Below are 19,355 nucleotides of genomic sequence, written 5' to 3'. Positions count from 1 at the left end.
TGATTTATAAATTATGATTTATTATTTACGAATGATGTTCAAAGAGCTTTTTTCTTCTCCCATCTCAATTCTCCCTTCTCCCTTTTATAACTCTCCCTTTTTTAAGGCTTCCATTATATTTGCCGGAGCACGTTTATTCATCAACTCTTTTTTCATGAAGTCCATATAGGGTGCTACATGCTGGAAAAATTGATAATAACCTTTGCAAAGGTAGTTCAGTCCGGGTTCTCCGCTTGCTGTTCTTACAAAACGGTTCTTTGGGCATTCTCCGTTACAGGCAAATAAGAACTCACACTCTTTACATTGAGTTGGGAGAGAGCTTTGCTTCATTTGTCCAAAGGCATTCTGCTTTTCGCTATACATCATCTCTACCAAAGTCTTGTTGTAAATATTCCCCAGTTTATATTCAGGGAATACAAAGTGGTCGCAAGAGTATACATCTCCATTGAATTCCATTACTCCGGCATGGCCGCAAGTCTTGGCCATAGAGCAAACACCGGGTTGTTCACCAACCCAATTAGCGAGTGTTGAATCAAATAATTGTATATAGTAGTTTCCTACATCTTCTTTTACCCATTCGTCAAATAAGGTACATAGAAAGTTTCCCCATTGTTCCGGGGTAATGGAAAAGTCTGCAAGTTCACCACTTTCTTGTTCAGCAAGTGAAGCCAGGTGACGTCCGTCAGTGTGCTTGAAAATACGTTCTACGATAGGAGCAAACTGTATATAATGACAATCGAGCTCTTTGAAGAAACGGTAAAATTCCAGTGGATAGTCTGCATTATAGTCGTTTACTACCGCCATGGCATTCCACTCCACTTTGTGCTTTTTGAGCAGGTTGATACCCTGCATTACTTTTATAAAAGAAGGTTTTCCCTGCTTATTTTTTCGATATTCATCATGGAATTCCTGTGGACCATCGATAGACACGCCTACCAGCCAGTTGTTTTCACGAAAGAAATCACACCATTCGTCCGTCAGCATAGTACCATTGGTCTGTATGCAGTTATCTATTGTACGTCCTCGGGCATATTTTTTCTGTAGTTCCATTGCCCTTTTATAAAAAGATAAAGGACGCATTAATGTTTCTCCACCATGCCATGTGAAAAGTACCTGTGGCATTGTCTGAGAGTTAATATATTCTTCAATGAACTTTTCCAGAAGTTCTTCACTCATTACATGTTTGGGATTCTCTTTATATAATTTAGCCTTTTCCAGGTAGTAACAATAATCACATGCGAGATTACACACTGCTCCGACGGGTTTTAGCATCACGTAGAGCGGTTTGGCAAAGGGTGCGTAAGTTGACATTCTATTATATTATGAATTATAAATTATGAATCAGAACCGTTAATGTTGACTATTTGTCAAGTCATAGCTTGCAAATTTAGATAAACTAAATGAAAATACATACCCAAAACTGGTGTTTATAAGGATTATTAAAGAAAAGAGTCTTACAAGTTTTAAATATTGATAAAATGTTTCATTCAAATCTGAATCCGTTGTACCTTTGCAACATGAAAACCTACAAACAGATGCGTGTGAGTAAATTTTTGCCTTTATTGCTTTTGCTTCTCGTCTTTACTTCCTGTGGTCGCAAGTATAAGATAGAAGGTTCGTCATCGGTAAGCAGCCTTGATGGAAGAATGTTGTTTATAAAAACATTGCAGGAAGGAAAATGGATAAAGCTTGATTCGGCAGAGGTTATTCATGGATTGTTTTCAATGAAAGGTGCTGTGGATTCTGTGGTGATGGCTACTCTCTATATGGATGATGAGGCTATTATGCCTTTAGTGATTGAAAAAGGCGATATTAAAATAACAATTACCAATACAGAACTGGCTGCCAAGGGTACTCCTCTTAACGATGCTCTTTATGAGTTTATAGATAAGAAAAATGCCATGGATGTGAAGATTGAGGAGTTAGAACATAAAGAAGCTCGCATGGTAATGGAGGGTGCTGATCTTGCTGATATTCATGAGCAGTTGACGAAGGAGGGTGAAGCACTGATCAATGAGATGAATCAGTATGTTAAGTCGTTTATATCTGATAATTATGAAACAGTGTTAGGTCCCAGTGTCTTTTTGATGCTCTGTAGTAATCTTCCTTATCCCGTAATGACTCCGCAAATAGAGGATATAATGAAAGATGCTCCTTATTCTTTTAAAATGAATAAAATGGTGAAGGAGTTTGTATCTAAGGCAAAAGAGAACATGCAACTTATTCAGGAACACCAACGCTTGGAACAAAACGCTGCTGTAAGTAACTGATCTAAGAGTTTTTTGTGTATTTTTGCACAAAACTCAATATAGACATGTTACGACGTACTACTTATCATTTTTTGTCTTTGCTCATTCTATCCTTATGGGTAATTTCTTGCCAGACGACTCCCGATTCAGTCGTTCAAACACTATCTTTGGTTGAAAAATGCATGGAGGTAGCCCCGGATAGTGCTCTTAATCTTCTAAAACGTATACCCAATCCTGAAGTTTTACATGGTAAAGCCCAGGCAGACTATAGCTTATTGATGACACAAGCTATGGACAAAAACTACATTAAACCGGAATCGGATTCTTTGATTGCAATTGCAGTAGGATATTATGGTTCTCATGATGAGAATTGGATAGCTAAAGGAAAGGCGTTCTTCTATTATGGTAGGGTAATGAAAGAGCTGAATCGTCCGGAAGATGCCATGAGGTATTATTTGAAGGCCAGAAGTATATTCGAAGGGAGCAAGGAGTACAGAATGTTGGGACTTATTTTAGAAGAAATGGGGACATTGAACTGGAACCAGGATCTTGCAGACGAATCTCTTTTAAATTACCAGGAAGCTCTGAGCTGTTATCGTATAATTAAGGATACTTGTTGTATGAGCTATGCATTAAGGAGTATTGGGCGATATTATCTTTCTATAGGTGCCAGTTCTGATAGTGCGTATATCTATTATCAAAAAGCTTTGGAGTTAGCTCATCGTTCTAAATGTAAATCGGAATTAACTATTCTTCAGGAATTAGGGTTGTTACATCGTATGAAAAAAGATTATCAGAAAGCAGAATATTATCTGTTGCAGGCTCTTGAACTGGACGGAAAAACATCTCTTTTCTCTGAGATATATCTTTCTTTGGGTTATAATTGTCTTCTAATGAATAATAAAGATGAAGCTGAAAAATATTTGAAAAGGGCTACAGAGGCTACTAATATTTATACACAAGCAGATACTTATAGACTACTTTTTGAATTAGAAAAATTACGTAAGAATCCTTGGGAAGCTATAGGATATAAAGAGAAGTCTGATTCATTAAATAGAGAAATTCAAAAAGCAGAGATAAGAGAAACGGTAGCGAGTTTACAGAAGAAATATGAGAATGAGAAATTGCAAAACGAAAACCTTCAGTTGAAGATTAAGAATCAAACGATTGTTTGGGTTTGTTTCTTATTGTCCTTTTTGGTTTTTCTTGGTGCCTATTATTTTTATTATAGACAGCGCCGTAATAAGAGACGAATCCAAGAGATTGAAAAGCAGATCGTTGAAAACAGAGAAGAGATAGCACTCTATCAGGAAGAGTTGGTAAATTACCAGGAATTGCAAAGTGAATCAGAAGATTATCGTACTAAGATTGGAGAATTGAATGGAAAAGTTTTGCTTCTGCAAGGACAGAATAAAACGCTAACAGAACGTTTGAATACATTGGGTGGTGATATTGATAATTCCTGTTCTCCTATTGATGCGAGGTATATATCTACATTCCGTATGTTACTTTCGTTAAAGTCTGGTGCTGTGAAAGGAGAACTCTCCCGCCCGGATTGGGAATGTTTATTTGACTTATTTAATTATTTGTATTCGGATATGCTTATTCGCCTGCAGGAGGAATATCCTGCATTGACTAAACATGATCTTGAAATTTGTTGTTTATTGAAGTTTGGTTTTACTAATGATGCGTTAAAACGTGTCTTTTTCACTACATCTGACTCTATAACTAAAGCTAAAGGTAGATTGAAAAAACGCTTAAATATATCAGCTCAGGAGGATTTAGACCATTTTATACGAAATTACTAAGAAAATAAATTTCCAATTGTCCGGGTCGATAATTTTTTATTTTCTATAATTGTTTGATATATAGTTGATTATCTCTTGTTGGACTTACTCAAATTGTCCGGGTCGTTTTTTTGCTTTTCTCGCCAGTACATCGTACATTTGGAGAAACAAAAAACAGTATATTTATGAAATCACGTTTGTTTATGTCATTATTGGTAGCATTGTTTATGATGAGCAATGTTTTTGCTGGTACTCCTCTTGAAGATGGGTTAGTATTAAAAGGAGAATTCTCTCAGATTGGCAGTCGTTCGTTAGATCCTGCTATTCCTATTGAAGCAACTTTCGAAGGAAATGTTTTGATTGTTGAATTTACTGCTCCTGTAGGTGATGTGAATATAGTAATAAAGGATGCCGCTCAAAATGTGTACACCTCTTCTATAGAGGTAACTGCTTGCGGGCAATCACTTGCTATTCCTGTAGAAGATTACAATGCTGGTACTTATACAATAGAATTTAGAAACTCAAAGGATGGTTATGTTTATGGCAACTTTACATTAATGTAATCCATAAATATAATATGAGGAAAATTCTATTTTCTGCTTGTTGCAACACATATACACAGCAAAAGACCTGTGAAGGTTTGATAAAGCTGTTGAAAGATGGACGTTATCAAGTGGACATGGCAGGCGATGTTGCCAAGGAGATGTGGCTTTCTTATAATCTTGCCTTTGCTTTTAATAGAAGAGGTTATGAGAAAATACAGACATTACGCCCTGCCATTCCAATTGTTTATTCGATCTTGGCAGATGATTATGAAGATGAGTTTATAGAAGGTGCTGCGCAGTATGAACATTTACTGCTCATTGCACCGGAAAAAACTTATTCCTGTGATAGTTGTGTTACAGCTCTTCCTTTTCCGTGGAACGGAGAAGTGGACAGATATCTTAAATATCCGTATTCAAAGCCAACTATTCTTGTTGGAGTGGGTAATGGGCGTTCGGCATTAAGAACATTTATCGTTTTGAACACACTGACTCAATATAAGATTAATATCATTTATTCGGGAGAACAGGAACTTTATGATATAGGATATGCATCTCATGTAACTGTACGTGAAGAATTTGAGTTAGATACATTGATACAAAATGCCAGTCTTGTAATAGGTCATAAATATGTGGCTCTGCAAGGAGCTTTGCATAAAAAGCCTGTTATCGTTATTGGTGATTATGGATCGGGTGGTTTGTTGACTTCTGCCAATGTAGTAGAACAATATCATAACCACTTCTTAGGCAATGTAGGTGGAGAATTGGACGAATACTTTTCTTTGGACCAATTGCAAAAGGAAATAACAGCAGCTTCTAAACTTCCTGTACGTGAGTTGGAGGCTATTTCAGAAAAATTGAAAAAAGAAATGTCAGAGAATAATAGAAAAGTATGGAACATTGTTTCATCTTATTCGATAATACGAAATTCCTAAATCTTACATGTTTTCTAAATTGTAGTAATTAGATTTGATTTGTATAGATTAATACACGATTGGTTGGGGTGTGGGGTGCGTGAGTATCCCACACTTGTTTTAATATATAAAAAGAGTCTGAATCTATTATATATATCTGTAATACAATACGTTAAAAAGTACGTACTTTATACGTATAAAGTATGCATTTTAACGATGTATTAAATAGGTAATTAACACATACTTAAATACGTACTTTTGTAATATAAAGAATCTATCCCCGATATATTGAAAAAATGATATATCTGTTTTCGCCTAATTTGTATGTTTTTGATGTTTGGTTGAGTGTAATACGGTTGTTTATGCTCATGATCAGTATTTGTTTAGTGGTATTAAAGGGTAGGGACCCTAATAATTTTTTAATGTTGGATAAAGCTTTTAATCAATAAGCAGGGGGTAGTTGTGGATTATGGAACATCACTGCGTCCCAGTATTCCACGAACAAAGGCCAGGATAGATGAAATGTTGAAATAATGATGATTTTTCTTTTTGTAAGATTATTGTAAGACTTTTCTTTTGTTTTTCTTTTGAGATTTCTTCATTTTTGTATCCTTGATGATGGGGTACTACTTTTATTCTATGAAACAATCGTTTATGATAGGAATTATATTCGGCAGGGATGAATATTGGTAGCTATTTCAGAAATCTAAAGAGGGTATAAACGGGAGGTACGCAAGCTGAAAATATTATACATCTTGTGTAATTTTAACATTTTGATTATCAATGCTATAGCTATCCCATCCCCCTTTTTTTCTCTCTACAAGGAACGGGTCGAAACTCTAAGGAGATCGGGTCGATCTCCTTAGAGAAACGGGGTGAAAGTTTATAAAATAGACATTAAGTGCAAGGTATAAATAAAAATATCAAGTTTTATTGTAATGAAAAAAGCGATTAGTTTAAAGCAAAAAATAAAGGTGGGTCTTACTGTTATGCAAAAGTGTACACTCTTGTGGTGCAATATTGTACATTCTTGTCATACAAAAGTGTACAATGTAGTATGACAAGAATGTACACTTTTATAATTGCTGATTATCAGATAGATACAATGCCAGGTGTCGACTTCCATCCTTCCTTTGCGGTGAACACTTACAGTCGTTTCAAACAATAAACATTTTAATTATGCCAGTTACAGGTACTTTAACAAATTGACTATTTCTACCGGATTACTTTAAACTCTATCATTTTATGACTTTATAACTCTACCATCACCTGTCACACACACCTCATACAGTGAGTACTCAGCGATCCTGATCTTCATTATTTACCATGCCTTTGTGTTTTTCCGGCAAAGCACTTTCTACGGCAGCGTAGGCTTCTGCCATTGTCTCTTTTATGTTTTCTATCCCTTTGCCTTTAGGCGGGATAGGATCATGGATTGTCAGGATCATGCGGTGAGGGTGAATCCATTTTCCCGTACGGGGAAGGATTTCAAATGAACCATCTATGGTAACCGGAACCACTGCCAGTTGCAAATCGTCTGCCAACTGAAAAGCTCCTTTCTTGAAGTATCCCATATGTCCCGTGAATGAACGTGCCCCTTCGGGGAATACTACCAGTGACACTCCGTCTTTCAATGAGTTTTTTGCTTGCCGGATGGTTTCAAGTACCTTTTTCGGTCCCGAACGGTCTACGAAGATATGTCCTGCACTTTCGCACGCTTTACCCACGAAAGGAATCTTTCGCAGACTCTTTTTCATCATCCACTTGAAGTTACGTCCCAGAAAACCATAGATGAGGAATATATCAAAAGACCCTTGATGGTTAGGCACAAATATATAAGACGTACGTTTATGTATCTTTTCACGCCCGTGTACTTTTACCGGAATCAGCAGGAACAGACAGATGAGTTGTGACCATATTTTGCCAGGGTAATATCCCCAGAAGTGTGCTCCACCCAGCAGAGAACCTACAGTTGTGACTATGGCTGTGAGAATAGTCAGCACTAATAATATAGGTAATGCAATGCAAATCTGATAAATATAATACAGTATTTTCATAAGCGTTGGATTTTCGGAGGACAAAGATACAGAATCTCTTTCTATTGTTACGTCTCAAAGTGAATAAAAAATCAGCCAATATCCGTAATGCTGGCAGTTATATGTACCATGGTTGGATTTTACATTTTGATTGTATACTAATAGTTAACTTTGAGAGGGACGGTAGAAGCATTCGTGTTTTTCTTGCTATTTTAAATAAAGTTACTGCAGAAGTTTATTATTTTTTATGTATGTTTGCAAACATAATTATAAAAAAACGATGCAAACAAAGCACCTCTTTTGGGTTATTTGATGAAAAAACTACTGAAATATCTATTATTTGTTTTTTGTAACTTACTTTGGGTGAGTAGCACGGATGCTGCTGTCGATATGAAGGAGAATGCTATTTTACAGAAACAAATCATAGAGTCTTTTCGCAATAGTCTTGGTTTTAGTGTGTTGGAGGAAGGAGACAGTACAGTTATTTATAGTGATAGTCTGCTCTCTGTTCTTGAAAACAGTAAACAATATGATGCCTATTTTGAATTGTCCCGCATCATTATAAAATCTCAGGTACTAAAAGGGGAAACCCGGATGGCCATCGCACATAGTGATGTGATGTACTCAAAAGCCAAAGTACAAAATCATTTTTTAGGATTGGCTCTTTCTCTCAGCGCTATTGGTGAGGTGTATGCTGCTGTTGGAAGAAACAAAGAGGCAGGTGATGTTTATGAGCGTTCTTTAGAAATCTTCGAACGACACAAACTGGATGAGGGAATGAAGAAAACGTTGCTTGTGGAGCTGATCGAATATAATATTCGTATGGAGAATACAGGTGCTACTGCAAAATACCTTGGGCTACTGAGCCAGTATTCTACAGGTAAACAATCAGAGTTGGAACTGGATATCCTGCGCATCTTTAATGCTTATTATAAAACTCAAATCTGGAATTTGGAAGAAGCCGGGCAGTACCTGACCGAAGTACGGGAGCATCAGCAGAAACTAATACCCGCCCTTCAGCAGTATTTTATAGTTGCAGAGGCATTTTATCTGAAGAGAATGGGGAAATTAGAAGAAGCATTGAAGGCATACGACCGTTTTTTCAATCTGGAACATGCCAGTGATAATTACGCATTTTATGTCAGTACGATGAAAGGAAAAGCAGAGTTACTGGAAAAGATGGGACAAAAAGAAGAGGCTGCCAGCTTGTACAACACGATCTATTCTTATATAAACTCTGTGTTCAAGGCAAACTACCCTAAAGAAATAGATCAGCTTTGTGCCCGTTTTCAGGCAGACCAGCTGGCTTATCATATTGAGCGTGCCCGTACTCAATCTCTCCGTTATTATGTAATGGCTGTTGTGGGATGTGTATTGATACTGGCACTATTTATTTTTCTTAGCTGGAAGAAGATATTTCATTTGAGGCAATCAAAGAAGAAACTGGAAGATATGAAACTAAAAGCAGAAAATGCCATTCGTAAAAAGAATCTGTTTCTTTCTAACATGAGCCATGAAGTACGTACTCCTCTGAATGCAATTGTTGGCTTCTCTACACTGATGGCATCCGAGGAAATGGAAGTGGATGAGGTTTCCAGAAAGGAATTTTGTGAGATAATCAAGGTTAATTCTTATCAGTTGTTGAAGTTAATCAATGATATTATTGATTTCTCCGATTTTGATGGTGACAATATCAGTATGAATATCAGGGAATATGACGCCGTGAAGATTTGCCATGAAGTAATAGATACAGTTGCCGCTTCTTATCGGTTACAAGTTGAGCTACGCTTTGATACTCCGCTGAAATCTCTGATGATAGATACCGATGACTCCCGGCTGCGGCAGGTGCTCATCAATCTGATAGTGAATGCAACGAAGTTCACTTCCGAAGGCTCTATTGTCTTGCGGCTGGAACGATGGGACGATGACCGTAATATGGCTCTGTTTTCCGTGACGGATACAGGATGTGGTATTCCGATAGAGAAGCAGAAACTTATTTTCGAACGGTTTGAGAAACTGAATGATTTTGTACAAGGTACTGGATTGGGACTTTCTATCTGTCTGTTGATTATGAAGAGGTTCAAAGGCCGGATATGGATTGATGAAAGTTATACGAAGGGAGCGCGTTTCTGTTTTGTACATCCACTGAAAAGCGGAGCCGACTTATATACCGCAGGTTTATGAAAAGGTTGATATTTGTCTTATATATTACTCTTCTGCCATTGACCTTGTTTGCCGAAAATGATGCAAAGATAGTTTACCGTGACAGTATCTTGGCTGTGGCAGAACGTATACTTTCGGATACCGGCAGGATCTCTTATCTTCAGAAGACGGCTTATTGTCATCAATATCTTCCTTATAATAAGTATTTTGCAGCAGCCCTTTATGAGGAAGCAAAACTTCGAAAGAATCTCTTTTATGAAAATGAAGGAGCTTATTATATGGCCGGCTATTATGATAAAAAACACGATCCGGATAGTCTGGAGTACTGGGTAGGGCAACTGAAAGAACTTGCTTCCCAGGCAGGAGAATATGACTATTATCTGGAACGGAAAGCAGCCCTCAGTCGTGCACTGGCTTCTAAAAGGTTGATAGAAAAGGCGGTATATGTAGCCAAAGAAGTGTTGGACGAAGCTATTGAACGTAAGAGCAATAATGGGAAAATTGCCGCATACAATAGTCTGGGATGTGCTTATTCCGTATCTAGTCGTCATGAGCAGGGACTGGAGGTGCTTTTGAAAGCATATCGGGAGTTTACTCCTGATACAAAGCCCTTTCTGAAAGTAGATGTGCTTTCGCGTATCGCTCAGGTGTATGGGAGTAGAGGAGATGATAAATCAAGAATGGTTTATTTACGTAAAATGAAAAGTCTTCTGCAGGAAATGATGACAAACGAACCGGAAGCACGGGATAATTGGACCGATCTGGCAATAGATTGTGAAGTGAAGCATGTGTTGCATTATATGGATCAAAAAGATTTTGAACAGGCTCAATTATATATTGAACGTGCACAAGCTTTGCTCAGTCCACATGTCGATTCGGTGTTCTGGCTGAATATACAGCTCATACGTCTCCAATATTTTTCGCGTACAAAAGAGTATGATAAGAGCATTGCTTTAGTGGATGAAGTTACTCCGATTGTATTGAAAAGTTATGTCTCTACATTTGGCAATCTGATCAGCCATAAAGCAGGCACCCAGCAGCGTAAGGGGGATATAGATGGAGCACTTGAAACGTGGCGTTATCTGATATGGGCACAAGACTCGCTGAATAATGCTTTTACTGCCAATGAGTTGCAGCAGGTAAAAGAGATTTATCATATAGATGAACTTCTTTTAGAGAAGCAGAAGATACGGAATACGAATTACATATGGGTGTTCGGTACATTGCTTGTACTCTCAATATTGGCTCTTTTGTTTTATATCTACACGCACTTCCTTTCCGGCAAGATAGCTTTGGCTGAACGGGCGGCAGCCGAAGCGGCAGCCCATTCCGAAGCGGATAACATGGCAAAAGAACGCTTGAAGATGGAAATTAGCCACGATGTTCGTACTCCATTAAATGCGGTAGTGGGGTTTGCAGAACTGTTGTCTGAATCCGAAGAACTTGACAAAGAAAGTAAACTGAGTTATGGGAAGATTATTCAGGAGAATGCAGAACAGTTATTAGGATACGTGAATAATATATTGGAGCTTTCACGGCTCGAATCCGGAAAGATACAGTATGAACAGGAACAGGTAGAGGCCATTTTGTTGAGTCGGAATATCATTCGGCTTGTCAATAGCCAGGAGCCCGGGGAGGATAGGATTGTTCTGAAAACAACTCTTGAAAGCCAGATGATTTGTACGGATAAGAAATGGCTGGTGTCATTGTTGCGCGGAGCATTGGCTCGTGGGGATAGTAATATGGCTTGTGAGACAATCGTTTGCATTGAGTGGGACAGAGAAGCAGACGTACTGGTTTTCCGTATAGCAGGCACTTTGTTGGCACAGGAAAATTTGAAAGACAAAAAGATATTGATCCGTAATGAGATTAATTCCCATTTTATTCGTTACTTTGGCGGTACTTATACAGTAAGTGCAGAAGCGGATGAAGGCCCGACAGTCATTTTTACTTGTCCGTTGTCTGCACCGGGTAATTGATTTATAATGTAGATATTTTGAATGATACGTATATTGCATACAGCCGACTGGCATCTGGGACAGACCTTTTTCGGTTATGACAGGGTGGAGGAGCATACGCACTTTCTCCAATGGTTGGCCCGTGAGTTAAAAGAAAACAAGATTGATGTATTATTGATTGCGGGAGATATTTTTGATGTTTCCAATCCTTCCGCAGCATCCCAGCACATGTTTTATCGTTTTATCCGTCAGGTGACGGAAGAGAATCCGAAGTTGCAACTGGTAGTTGTGGCAGGCAATCATGATTCTGCTGCACGTCTTGAAGCACCCTTACCTTTGTTGCAGGAGATGCGTACGGAGATTAGAGGTATTGTCCGGAGACATGAAGGAGAGATTGATTATGATCATTTGATTGTAGAGTTAAAGAATAGTGAAGGAGAAGTAGAAGCCCTCTGTCTGGCGGTTCCTTTTTTGCGGCAGGGAGATTATCCGGTTGTTACAACAGATGGTAACCCGTATGCCGAAGGTGTGAAAGAACTTTATGCCCGATTGCAAGAACGGGCGCTGCAACGGCGTAAAGACGGACAGGCTCTTGTGGCAGTGGGACATTTGCAAGCCACAGGGTCAGAAATTGCCGAACGTGATTTCAGTGAACGAACCATCATCGGAGGGTTGGAGTGTGTCTCTCCGGATGCTTTTACAGAGCAGATTGCTTATACAGCCTTGGGGCATATACACAAGTCTCAACGAGTGTCGGGCAGGGAGAATGTACGCTATGCCGGTAGCCCTTTGCCGATGTCTTTTGCAGAGAGGGAGTACCATCATGGAGTAGTGATAGTGACTCTTGCAGAAGGGTGGGCGGTAGAGATTGAGAAGCGGGAATACATTCCGCTGGTAGGTCTTTTGAGTGTACCGCGAGGAAAGGCTGCTACTCCCGAAGAGGTTTTGGAGGAGCTTGCACATTTGCCGTTGGCTTCGGAAGAGGCAGAGGGAGAACAAACAGAGAGAAGTTTACATTTTCCTTATTTAGAAATAAAAGTCCTTTTGACAGAACCGGAACCAATGCTTCGTCAACAAATAGAAGAGGCAATTGCCGATAAGGCGGTTCGCTTGGCACGCATCGTATCTGTTTATCGGCAGGCAGAAGAGAATACCCTGGAAGAAGAGGTGTTAGCTGCCGGACTTCAGGAAATGAATCCGTTACAGATCGTGAAAGCGACTTTTGAAAATATATATCAATCTGAGATGCCGGAAGAACTGGAACGTTTGTTTCAGCAGGCGATGAGGGAGGCGGAATGAAAATACTAACAATACGACTTAAGAATCTGGCTTCTATCGAAGGGACTTTCGAGGTGGACTTCACTGTTGAACCTCTTCGGTCAGCTGGTATATTTGCAATTTCCGGTCCTACGGGAGCCGGGAAATCTACGATATTAGATGCTTTGTGTTTAGCTCTTTATGATAAGACACCCCGTTTCGCTGCTTCGGGAGAGAGTCTTTTTCTTTCGGATGTAGGAGAGAATCAGGTGAATCAGTCTGATGTAAAAAACATTCTTCGCCGTGGGACGGGAGAAGGATTTGCGGAGGTTGATTTTCTGGGGGCGACCGGACGGCGTTACCGTTCCCGTTGGTCTGTCCGGCGGGCACGCAGTAAGGCCACGGGTTCTTTACAACCTCAGACGCTTCAGGTTACTGATCTGGATAAGGAAGAGGATTTGCAGGGTACAAAGACTGAACTTCTGGCGCAACTGGTTTCTCTGGTTGGGCTTACCTACGAGCAGTTTACCCGTACGGTGTTGCTTGCCCAAAACGATTTTGCGACTTTTCTGAAATCCCGTGAATCCGCCAAAGCCGAATTATTGGAGAAACTCACGGGTACTGAGATTTATTCCCGCATATCACGAGAGATATACACTCGTAGTAAAGCGGCTGATGAAGCAATGAATCTTCTCAAAAACAGTATCAGCCTTATTGAGCTTCTCCCGGAAGATGAATTACAAAATCTGCAAAAGGAGAAAGAACGATTGATTCAACTTCGCACTACAGGAACGAAGCGGCTTGCCGAGTTGAATGCACAATTCAATATTGTCCGTTCTCTTGTGGTGAAACAAGAACAACTCGCTAAAAAGCAGCAGGAGGAATCTGTAGAAACAGAAAAACTAAAGAAACTCCACGAAGGTCTGCTTGCACAGACTGGGTATCTTGCTCATTTTCGGGAACAGTGGGAAGCCCTGCAACCCGAATTACTGAAAGCACGTGAACTGGATGTTCGCCTGCAAAGTTTGCAAACTGATTACAAGCAATCTCAACAAACTCTGCAACTCACGCAGAAACAGGTTGCTGATCTTGAGAAAAGACATCGCGTCAGTAGAGAGGCACTGAGCGCTTCTTGTAGTGCTATTAATCGTCTTTTGAAGAGTGAGGATGCATTCAATCCGTCTCTGTCCACAGATCTGGATCGGATAGAGCATATTCTCGTCCGCGAAGAGCAGCAATTAGTTCTTCTTCAAAAGGAAAATGACGACCGTGTTTCCCGGCTTAATGCTTTTGGTATCCAGTCTGTAGGTGAGGAGCAGAATAAACTTTTGCAAGAACAATCCCGCTTGCAACATGCTTTACAAGCCAGTATATTGCTGAATCAGTTGCGTGAAAAACAGAAAGTAATATCTTCAGAGCTTGATACTTTAACTCGGCAATTGCTTGCCAAACAGGAGCAAACTGCCTCTTTGCAACGGCTTTACGAGAATGCCCGTATGGCTATGGGGAAAGATGTAGTGGCTTTGCGTCATGATCTGCGAGAGGGCGAAGCTTGTCCCGTTTGTGGCAGTCTTTCACACCCTTACGGGCAAGACAGAGAAATGGCAGACACGCTTTACCACTCCATAGAAAAAGAATACCGTATAGCTGTTGATGCTCATAAACAGCTCAATGACCGTTGTATAGCTCTTCAACGCGATGTTCGTAATATCATTGCCCAGGAGAAAACTCAAGAAGAGGTACTTGCTGCTTATTCTGAAACAGAACGTACTCCGGAACATTTTGATACTTGTCTGCAAACATTGCGACAACGCTTACAGGAACTGGAGGGTAGAATAAACCAGTATCAGCAACTATATGCAGAATGGCAGCAAAAGGATGAAGGATTGAAGAAGTTGCGCCACCATTGTGAATCGCTCCGTGAGGGAATCACCCGGTCCCGGTTATTGATGCAGCAAGCTGCTGCTATAGCCGAACAATTGGCCATGGTACAACAAACGGAAACGACACAACGCACCCATTTTAAAACAGTCAGTGAGCAGTTGCAGCAGTTACAGCAACAGCGTGCCACCCTTCTGAAAGGAAAACCGGCGGATGAAGCAGAGGCCGTGGTACGCCGTAAAGAGAAGGAGCTGAATGATGCGTTGGAATCGGCCCGTAAATCGGTGGAGCAGGTGCAAACCAATCTCTCAGGTATACAGGGAGAGCTAAAACAACTGTCCCGGAATATTCTTGAACTGAGTGAGCAACAAAAACAGATTGAGAATCCTGAAACATTGTCCGAAGCAATTGCTGCGTGCCAGTCTGCCAATCAGGAAACAGAGCGTCGGCTATCGACAGTAGAAGCCTGTTTGTTGCAGCAAGAGCAAAACAAGAAAAAACTGAAAGAGATAGAAGCTGAATGGAAAGAAAAACAGGCTGTTGCCGAGCAATGGGGGAAACTGAATAAACTGATTGGCAGTGCTGACGGAACAAAGTTTAAAGTAATTGCCCAGAGCTACACTCTCAACCTCTTGTTGCTTCATGCCAACAAGCACTTATCTTATTTATCAAAGAGATATAAGCTCCAGCAAGTATCCGGAACCCTGGCTTTACAAGTTATCGACTGCGATATGTGTGATGAAGTGCGTACTGTTTATTCTCTTTCCGGAGGTGAATCTTTTCTTATTTCTCTGGCATTGGCACTGGGGCTTTCATCCCTGTCGAGCAACAATCTGAAAGTGGAATCTCTTTTTATTGACGAAGGTTTCGGATCACTGGATGCCGATAGTTTGCGCACTGCTATGGAAGCATTGGAACAGTTGCAAATGCAGGGACGAAAGATTGGAGTCATTTCTCATGTGCAGGAGATGAGCGAACGCATCTCCGTGCAGATACAACTACATAAATCGGTAAACGGGAAGAGTGAAATAGTGATTAGTTCAGTGTAATAACCGTTATTTCGGGCCATGCGCCGAAGCGGAAAGGCAATCCGACAAATCCCAACCCTACGTTTACGTACAGGTTTCGCCCCTCTTCAGAATACATTCCGCTCCATTCCGGATAGACAAAAGAGGAAGGGGAATGGTGTCCCAATGCCATTTGCATGGCATGTGTATGTCCTGCCAGCATCAGGTCTATTTGGGATTGGGGCAATACTTCCCGCCGCCAATGTGTGGGGTTATGGCTCAACAATAGCTGAAACATACCTTCGGTTCCCTGCATTGCCTTGGTCAGATCACCATGTTGTGAGAAAGGCGGTTCGCCTTCGTTTTCTACTCCAATCAGGGCGATACTGTCATTGCCCTGATGCAGGATAACATGCTCATTGTTCAGCAATTTCCAGCCCATTTGTGCCTCACGCTTTTTCAGATCGGCGAGATTCTCGACTTGCGCACGTTGGCTCTCCCACTGGTGATAAGGTCCATAATCGTGGTTTCCCAAGATAGAGTAAACACCATCTTTTGCATGTAGTCCGGATAGGATTTGCTGAAATCCGTCCAGTTCTTTCGCCTGATTATTCACCAGGTCTCCGGTGAAAACAATCAAGTCCGGATGCTGGGCATTGACGAGATCAACCATACGTTGCAGTGCCCGCGCATTTCCTTCCCAACTACCTATATGTATATCTGATAGTTGAACGATACGATATCCTTTAAAAGCTGGTGGCAGTTTAGAGGAGTAATAGGCAACTTCTTTCACTTCAAACTGAGTTTTACCAATCAGGGAGCCGTACAGAATAACTCCTGCATTGATTCCGGCAAGCACTAATCCGGCATATACAAACGGTGTTTTGGGCCAGTGCAACAGGTAATTGAACGGAAGTCCGATAACTGAACACAACATAAAGTTCAATTTAGGCAATGCGAACAGGAACAATACAACGGCAAACCAGCCGATCCCCCGCATGTGCTGACTTACGAAGTCTTCGGGAGTAAAGAATGTGAGGTAGATAAGTCCTGCTAACAGGAAGAAGGTGGGAGCCCAATAAAGCACTTTTAAGACCGGATGTACCATTTGTCGTGCGATAAACATCTGGTAGATATAGATGTCCGGTAAAATAACTATTAGTGTTAGAAAAATAAAAATTCGTTGTAACATATGTATGATTATTGTTTTTGATACGAAAGTCTCCTCCGTTTTAATAAACAGAGAAGACTTTACTTTGTTAGAGAAAATAGAGAGAGTATGGTTTAAGTTAATTATTATCTTTCAGTTCTTTTAACTCTCCGAGATTTTTCTTTATCTCGCGAAGCCGGTTCAGATTTTTACGATATATCCAAAGCGGGATAATGATGCATACGGTCCATATAATGAAAAAGAAAATGATCATTCCGGTACCGTGTTGCCACACCTCCCGATAGAAGAAAAAGAATACAGCCATAAATAAAATGAAGCCTATCCCTATCATCCGTTCACGAATCACCCATCGGTGAATGCGGTTGAAACGGGATATAACGGTCACAAGTGGTAATTCATCTATTGAGGTATTACTCAAATAACGGGAGCTAAACAAGTCCCATCCCAAAGCTGGTACCAATGCTATCAGGATAATCTGATAATAAATATCCGGAAATACGCCATCGTATATGAACGTAAACAGGAGTAGTGCGATAATTGTCAGTGAAATGATACGTAGTCTTTTGTTAAGTCGACTCATTTCGTTGATGTTTTTCGTCGCATGATTAATGAGCTGGGATATTTCTTCATCTTTGACCAGCTTCTTATCTTTCAGATGTTCGTCCAGTGCATTCCATGATTTCTTAAGTTCATCCAGTTCCATCTATTATTCCTCCTTCTTCATTTTTTTAAGTTTGTCTTTAATTCGGCTCAGTTTGGTTGCCACATTTGTCACGGTAAGCCCAGTGATTTCGGCCATTTCTTCATAGCTTTTTTCTTCGAGATAAAGCAGAATGATAGATTTATCGAGTTGCCCCAGTTGGTTTATCATCCGGTACAATTGCCTTAGCATTTCCTGGAGTGGGTCATTGTCTTCGGTCATCCAGTCGGCTTCGCGGCTCAGCGTTACAAACTCCGGTACGTTTTTTTCTTTGCGGATAAAGCTGATACAAGTATTTAGTGCAATGCGGTATATCCAGGTTGATATTTTGCATTCTCTCCGAAATTTTGGATAAGCTCTCCAAAGATTGAGTACCACATCCTGGTAGAGATCATTGAGCGTAGCATTGGGAGTAGTATAAAGGTAACACACCTTATATATAACCCGTTCATACTCCCGGATGACCGATAGGAATTCCTGTTCTACACTTTCGTTGACTTGCGTGGCTTTTGAATCCATTGGCTTTTTTCTCGATTGCTTTTTAGATTGTTAGTCGTTGGGGGATAAGAAAAATCACAGCGAGATGTGCAAAGATAGGAAGTATTTTTATGAATGTTAGAATATATGCCTTTTATATTTTGATGGCAAACTTAGTATTTTAACAGTGACTTAAAATGCATATTAACAGTGCGTTAAATACGTACTTTTGTAGTATCAAAGTACGTACTTTCTTATGGCTTGATTATCAGCCTTATTCAACTAATCCTGTAAATTTGCTGCCAGGAACTTTCGCATTTCTTCTACTGATTTTCCCCGGCGAGTTGCGTAATTCAGTAACTGGTCTTCTCCGATTTTGCCGACAGAGAAGTATTCGGAAGCAGGATGTGCAAACATCAAACCACAGACAGAGGCATGCGGATACATGGCCCCGTTTTCTGTAAGTGATATACCGATCTGCCTCATATCTAAAAGCTCGTTGAGCAGAAAGTTTATTGACTGATCGGGGAGGGAAGGGTAGCCTACAGCCGGGCGAATGCCTTGATACTTTTCTACGAGCAATTCGGGGATAGTCAGATTCTCTTCTTTGGCATATCCCCAGACTTCTTTGCGCACATATTCGTGCATCTTTTCTGTTGCAGCTTCTGCAAGGCGGTCGGAGAGGGTTTGTACAAGGAGGTGTTTATATGGATCTTTTTCATAAAGCCCTTCCATATCTGCATCGATTGTGGAGGCAAAAGCACCCACAGTGTCGGTTATGCCAGATGACAAGGGGCGGACAAAGTCACTCAGGCAAAGGAATGGACCTCCTTCGCGTTTTTTAGCTTGCTGGCGAAGCAGGGGAAAAGTAATGCCGTCCAGTATCAGATTGTCATCCTGTGAATTTGCCTGGCAGAGCTTAAAGATTGTTTTTACTTCAAAATCTTCGTCCAGTAAGTTCAGCATCCGATTGGCTTCTTTGAGGAGTTGCATAGCTTCCGAAGCCTTGGGGCGTTCTTCTTCCGGAAATGATGTTAGCCAGGAAGCACGGCAAACATCGCACCCATGTATATCGGCTATCGCAGCAAAACGGGGTTGAAAGCCCCATGCATGAAAGAAGTAGATCCAATTGATATAGGGACTGACTTCGTGAATTTTATATGATACTATTGTTGACAAGTTTTTAATAATAAATGGTCGGTGAATAGTGATT

At 40.4% G+C, this 19,355-nt stretch carries 14 protein-coding genes; 8 read left to right on the top strand and 6 right to left on the bottom strand.

Annotated elements, in window-relative coordinates; genetic code table 11:
* Positions 1-84: 84 nt before the first annotated feature.
* The gene (locus tag HCG69_RS03170) at positions 85-1,311 is read right to left on the bottom strand and encodes an anaerobic sulfatase-maturation protein (protein WP_221648812.1); all 1,227 of its coding nucleotides are present in this window, start codon (positions 1,309-1,311) and stop codon (positions 85-87) included.
* A 230-nt stretch (positions 1,312-1,541) separates the two neighbouring features.
* Between HCG69_RS03170 and HCG69_RS03165 the strand changes: the two genes are divergently transcribed.
* From HCG69_RS03165 to HCG69_RS03150, 4 genes are all read left to right on the top strand, one after another.
* Entirely contained in the window at positions 1,542-2,270 is a 729-nt protein-coding gene (locus tag HCG69_RS03165) for a DUF4369 domain-containing protein (protein WP_221649083.1), read from the top strand.
* A 44-nt stretch (positions 2,271-2,314) separates the two neighbouring features.
* The gene (locus tag HCG69_RS03160; protein WP_221648811.1) at positions 2,315-4,057 is read left to right on the top strand and encodes a tetratricopeptide repeat protein; all 1,743 of its coding nucleotides are present in this window, start codon (positions 2,315-2,317) and stop codon (positions 4,055-4,057) included.
* A 164-nt stretch (positions 4,058-4,221) separates the two neighbouring features.
* Positions 4,222-4,599, top strand: coding sequence for a DUF3244 domain-containing protein (locus HCG69_RS03155; RefSeq protein WP_221648810.1), 378 nt, complete (start codon positions 4,222-4,224; stop codon positions 4,597-4,599).
* A 14-nt stretch (positions 4,600-4,613) separates the two neighbouring features.
* Complete coding sequence (locus HCG69_RS03150) at positions 4,614-5,513, top strand: hypothetical protein (RefSeq protein WP_221648809.1); 900 nt, start codon at positions 4,614-4,616, stop codon at positions 5,511-5,513.
* A gap of 1,277 nt (positions 5,514-6,790) precedes the next feature.
* On the opposite strand, the gene HCG69_RS03145 is transcribed toward HCG69_RS03150, so the two are convergent.
* Positions 6,791-7,549 (bottom strand): 1-acyl-sn-glycerol-3-phosphate acyltransferase, encoded by a 759-nt coding sequence (locus tag HCG69_RS03145; protein ID WP_002561753.1) that lies wholly within the window; start codon positions 7,547-7,549, stop codon positions 6,791-6,793.
* Between the two features lie 291 nt (positions 7,550-7,840).
* Between HCG69_RS03145 and HCG69_RS03140 the strand changes: the two genes are divergently transcribed.
* From HCG69_RS03140 to HCG69_RS03125, 4 genes are read left to right on the top strand one after another with little or no spacing between them, the layout of a single operon-like run.
* The gene (locus tag HCG69_RS03140) at positions 7,841-9,712 is read left to right on the top strand and encodes a HAMP domain-containing sensor histidine kinase (protein ID WP_002561752.1); all 1,872 of its coding nucleotides are present in this window, start codon (positions 7,841-7,843) and stop codon (positions 9,710-9,712) included.
* A complete protein-coding gene (locus HCG69_RS03135; RefSeq protein ID WP_221648808.1) occupies positions 9,709-11,670 on the top strand; it encodes a HAMP domain-containing sensor histidine kinase in 1,962 nt (653 codons plus the stop codon). Before HCG69_RS03140 ends, HCG69_RS03135 begins: the two co-directional genes overlap by 4 nt.
* Positions 11,671-11,691: 21 nt before the next feature.
* On the top strand, positions 11,692-12,948 hold the full coding sequence (locus HCG69_RS03130) for an exonuclease SbcCD subunit D C-terminal domain-containing protein (RefSeq protein WP_221648807.1): 1,257 nt from the start codon (positions 11,692-11,694) through the stop codon (positions 12,946-12,948).
* On the top strand, positions 12,945-15,836 hold the full coding sequence (locus HCG69_RS03125) for an AAA family ATPase (protein ID WP_221648806.1): 2,892 nt from the start codon (positions 12,945-12,947) through the stop codon (positions 15,834-15,836). The genes HCG69_RS03130 and HCG69_RS03125 overlap by 4 nt, the downstream gene beginning before the upstream one ends.
* Here HCG69_RS03125 and HCG69_RS03120 read toward each other — a convergent pair.
* The 4 genes from HCG69_RS03120 to HCG69_RS03105 form a co-directional block, all read right to left on the bottom strand.
* Entirely contained in the window at positions 15,823-16,986 is a 1,164-nt protein-coding gene (locus tag HCG69_RS03120; RefSeq protein ID WP_221648805.1) for a metallophosphoesterase, read from the bottom strand. The genes HCG69_RS03125 and HCG69_RS03120 overlap by 14 nt on opposite strands.
* 97 nt (positions 16,987-17,083) lie before the next feature.
* Positions 17,084-17,668: a hypothetical protein gene (locus tag HCG69_RS03115; RefSeq protein WP_007484939.1), complete on the bottom strand. Its 585-nt coding sequence runs from the start codon at positions 17,666-17,668 to the stop codon at positions 17,084-17,086.
* A gap of 3 nt (positions 17,669-17,671) precedes the next feature.
* Positions 17,672-18,184, bottom strand: coding sequence for an RNA polymerase sigma factor (locus HCG69_RS03110; protein ID WP_002561746.1), 513 nt, complete (start codon positions 18,182-18,184; stop codon positions 17,672-17,674).
* Between the two features lie 240 nt (positions 18,185-18,424).
* On the bottom strand, positions 18,425-19,321 hold the full coding sequence (locus HCG69_RS03105; RefSeq protein WP_221648804.1) for a vitamin B12 dependent-methionine synthase activation domain-containing protein: 897 nt from the start codon (positions 19,319-19,321) through the stop codon (positions 18,425-18,427).
* Positions 19,322-19,355: the final 34 nt, after the last annotated feature.

This window comes from Bacteroides sp. K03 (assembly GCF_019734355.1).
GTDB classification, from domain to species: domain Bacteria; phylum Bacteroidota; class Bacteroidia; order Bacteroidales; family Bacteroidaceae; genus Bacteroides; species Bacteroides nordii.
Note: the sequence above shows the minus strand (reverse complement) of the source record. Positions and strands in the feature narration are given on the sequence as shown.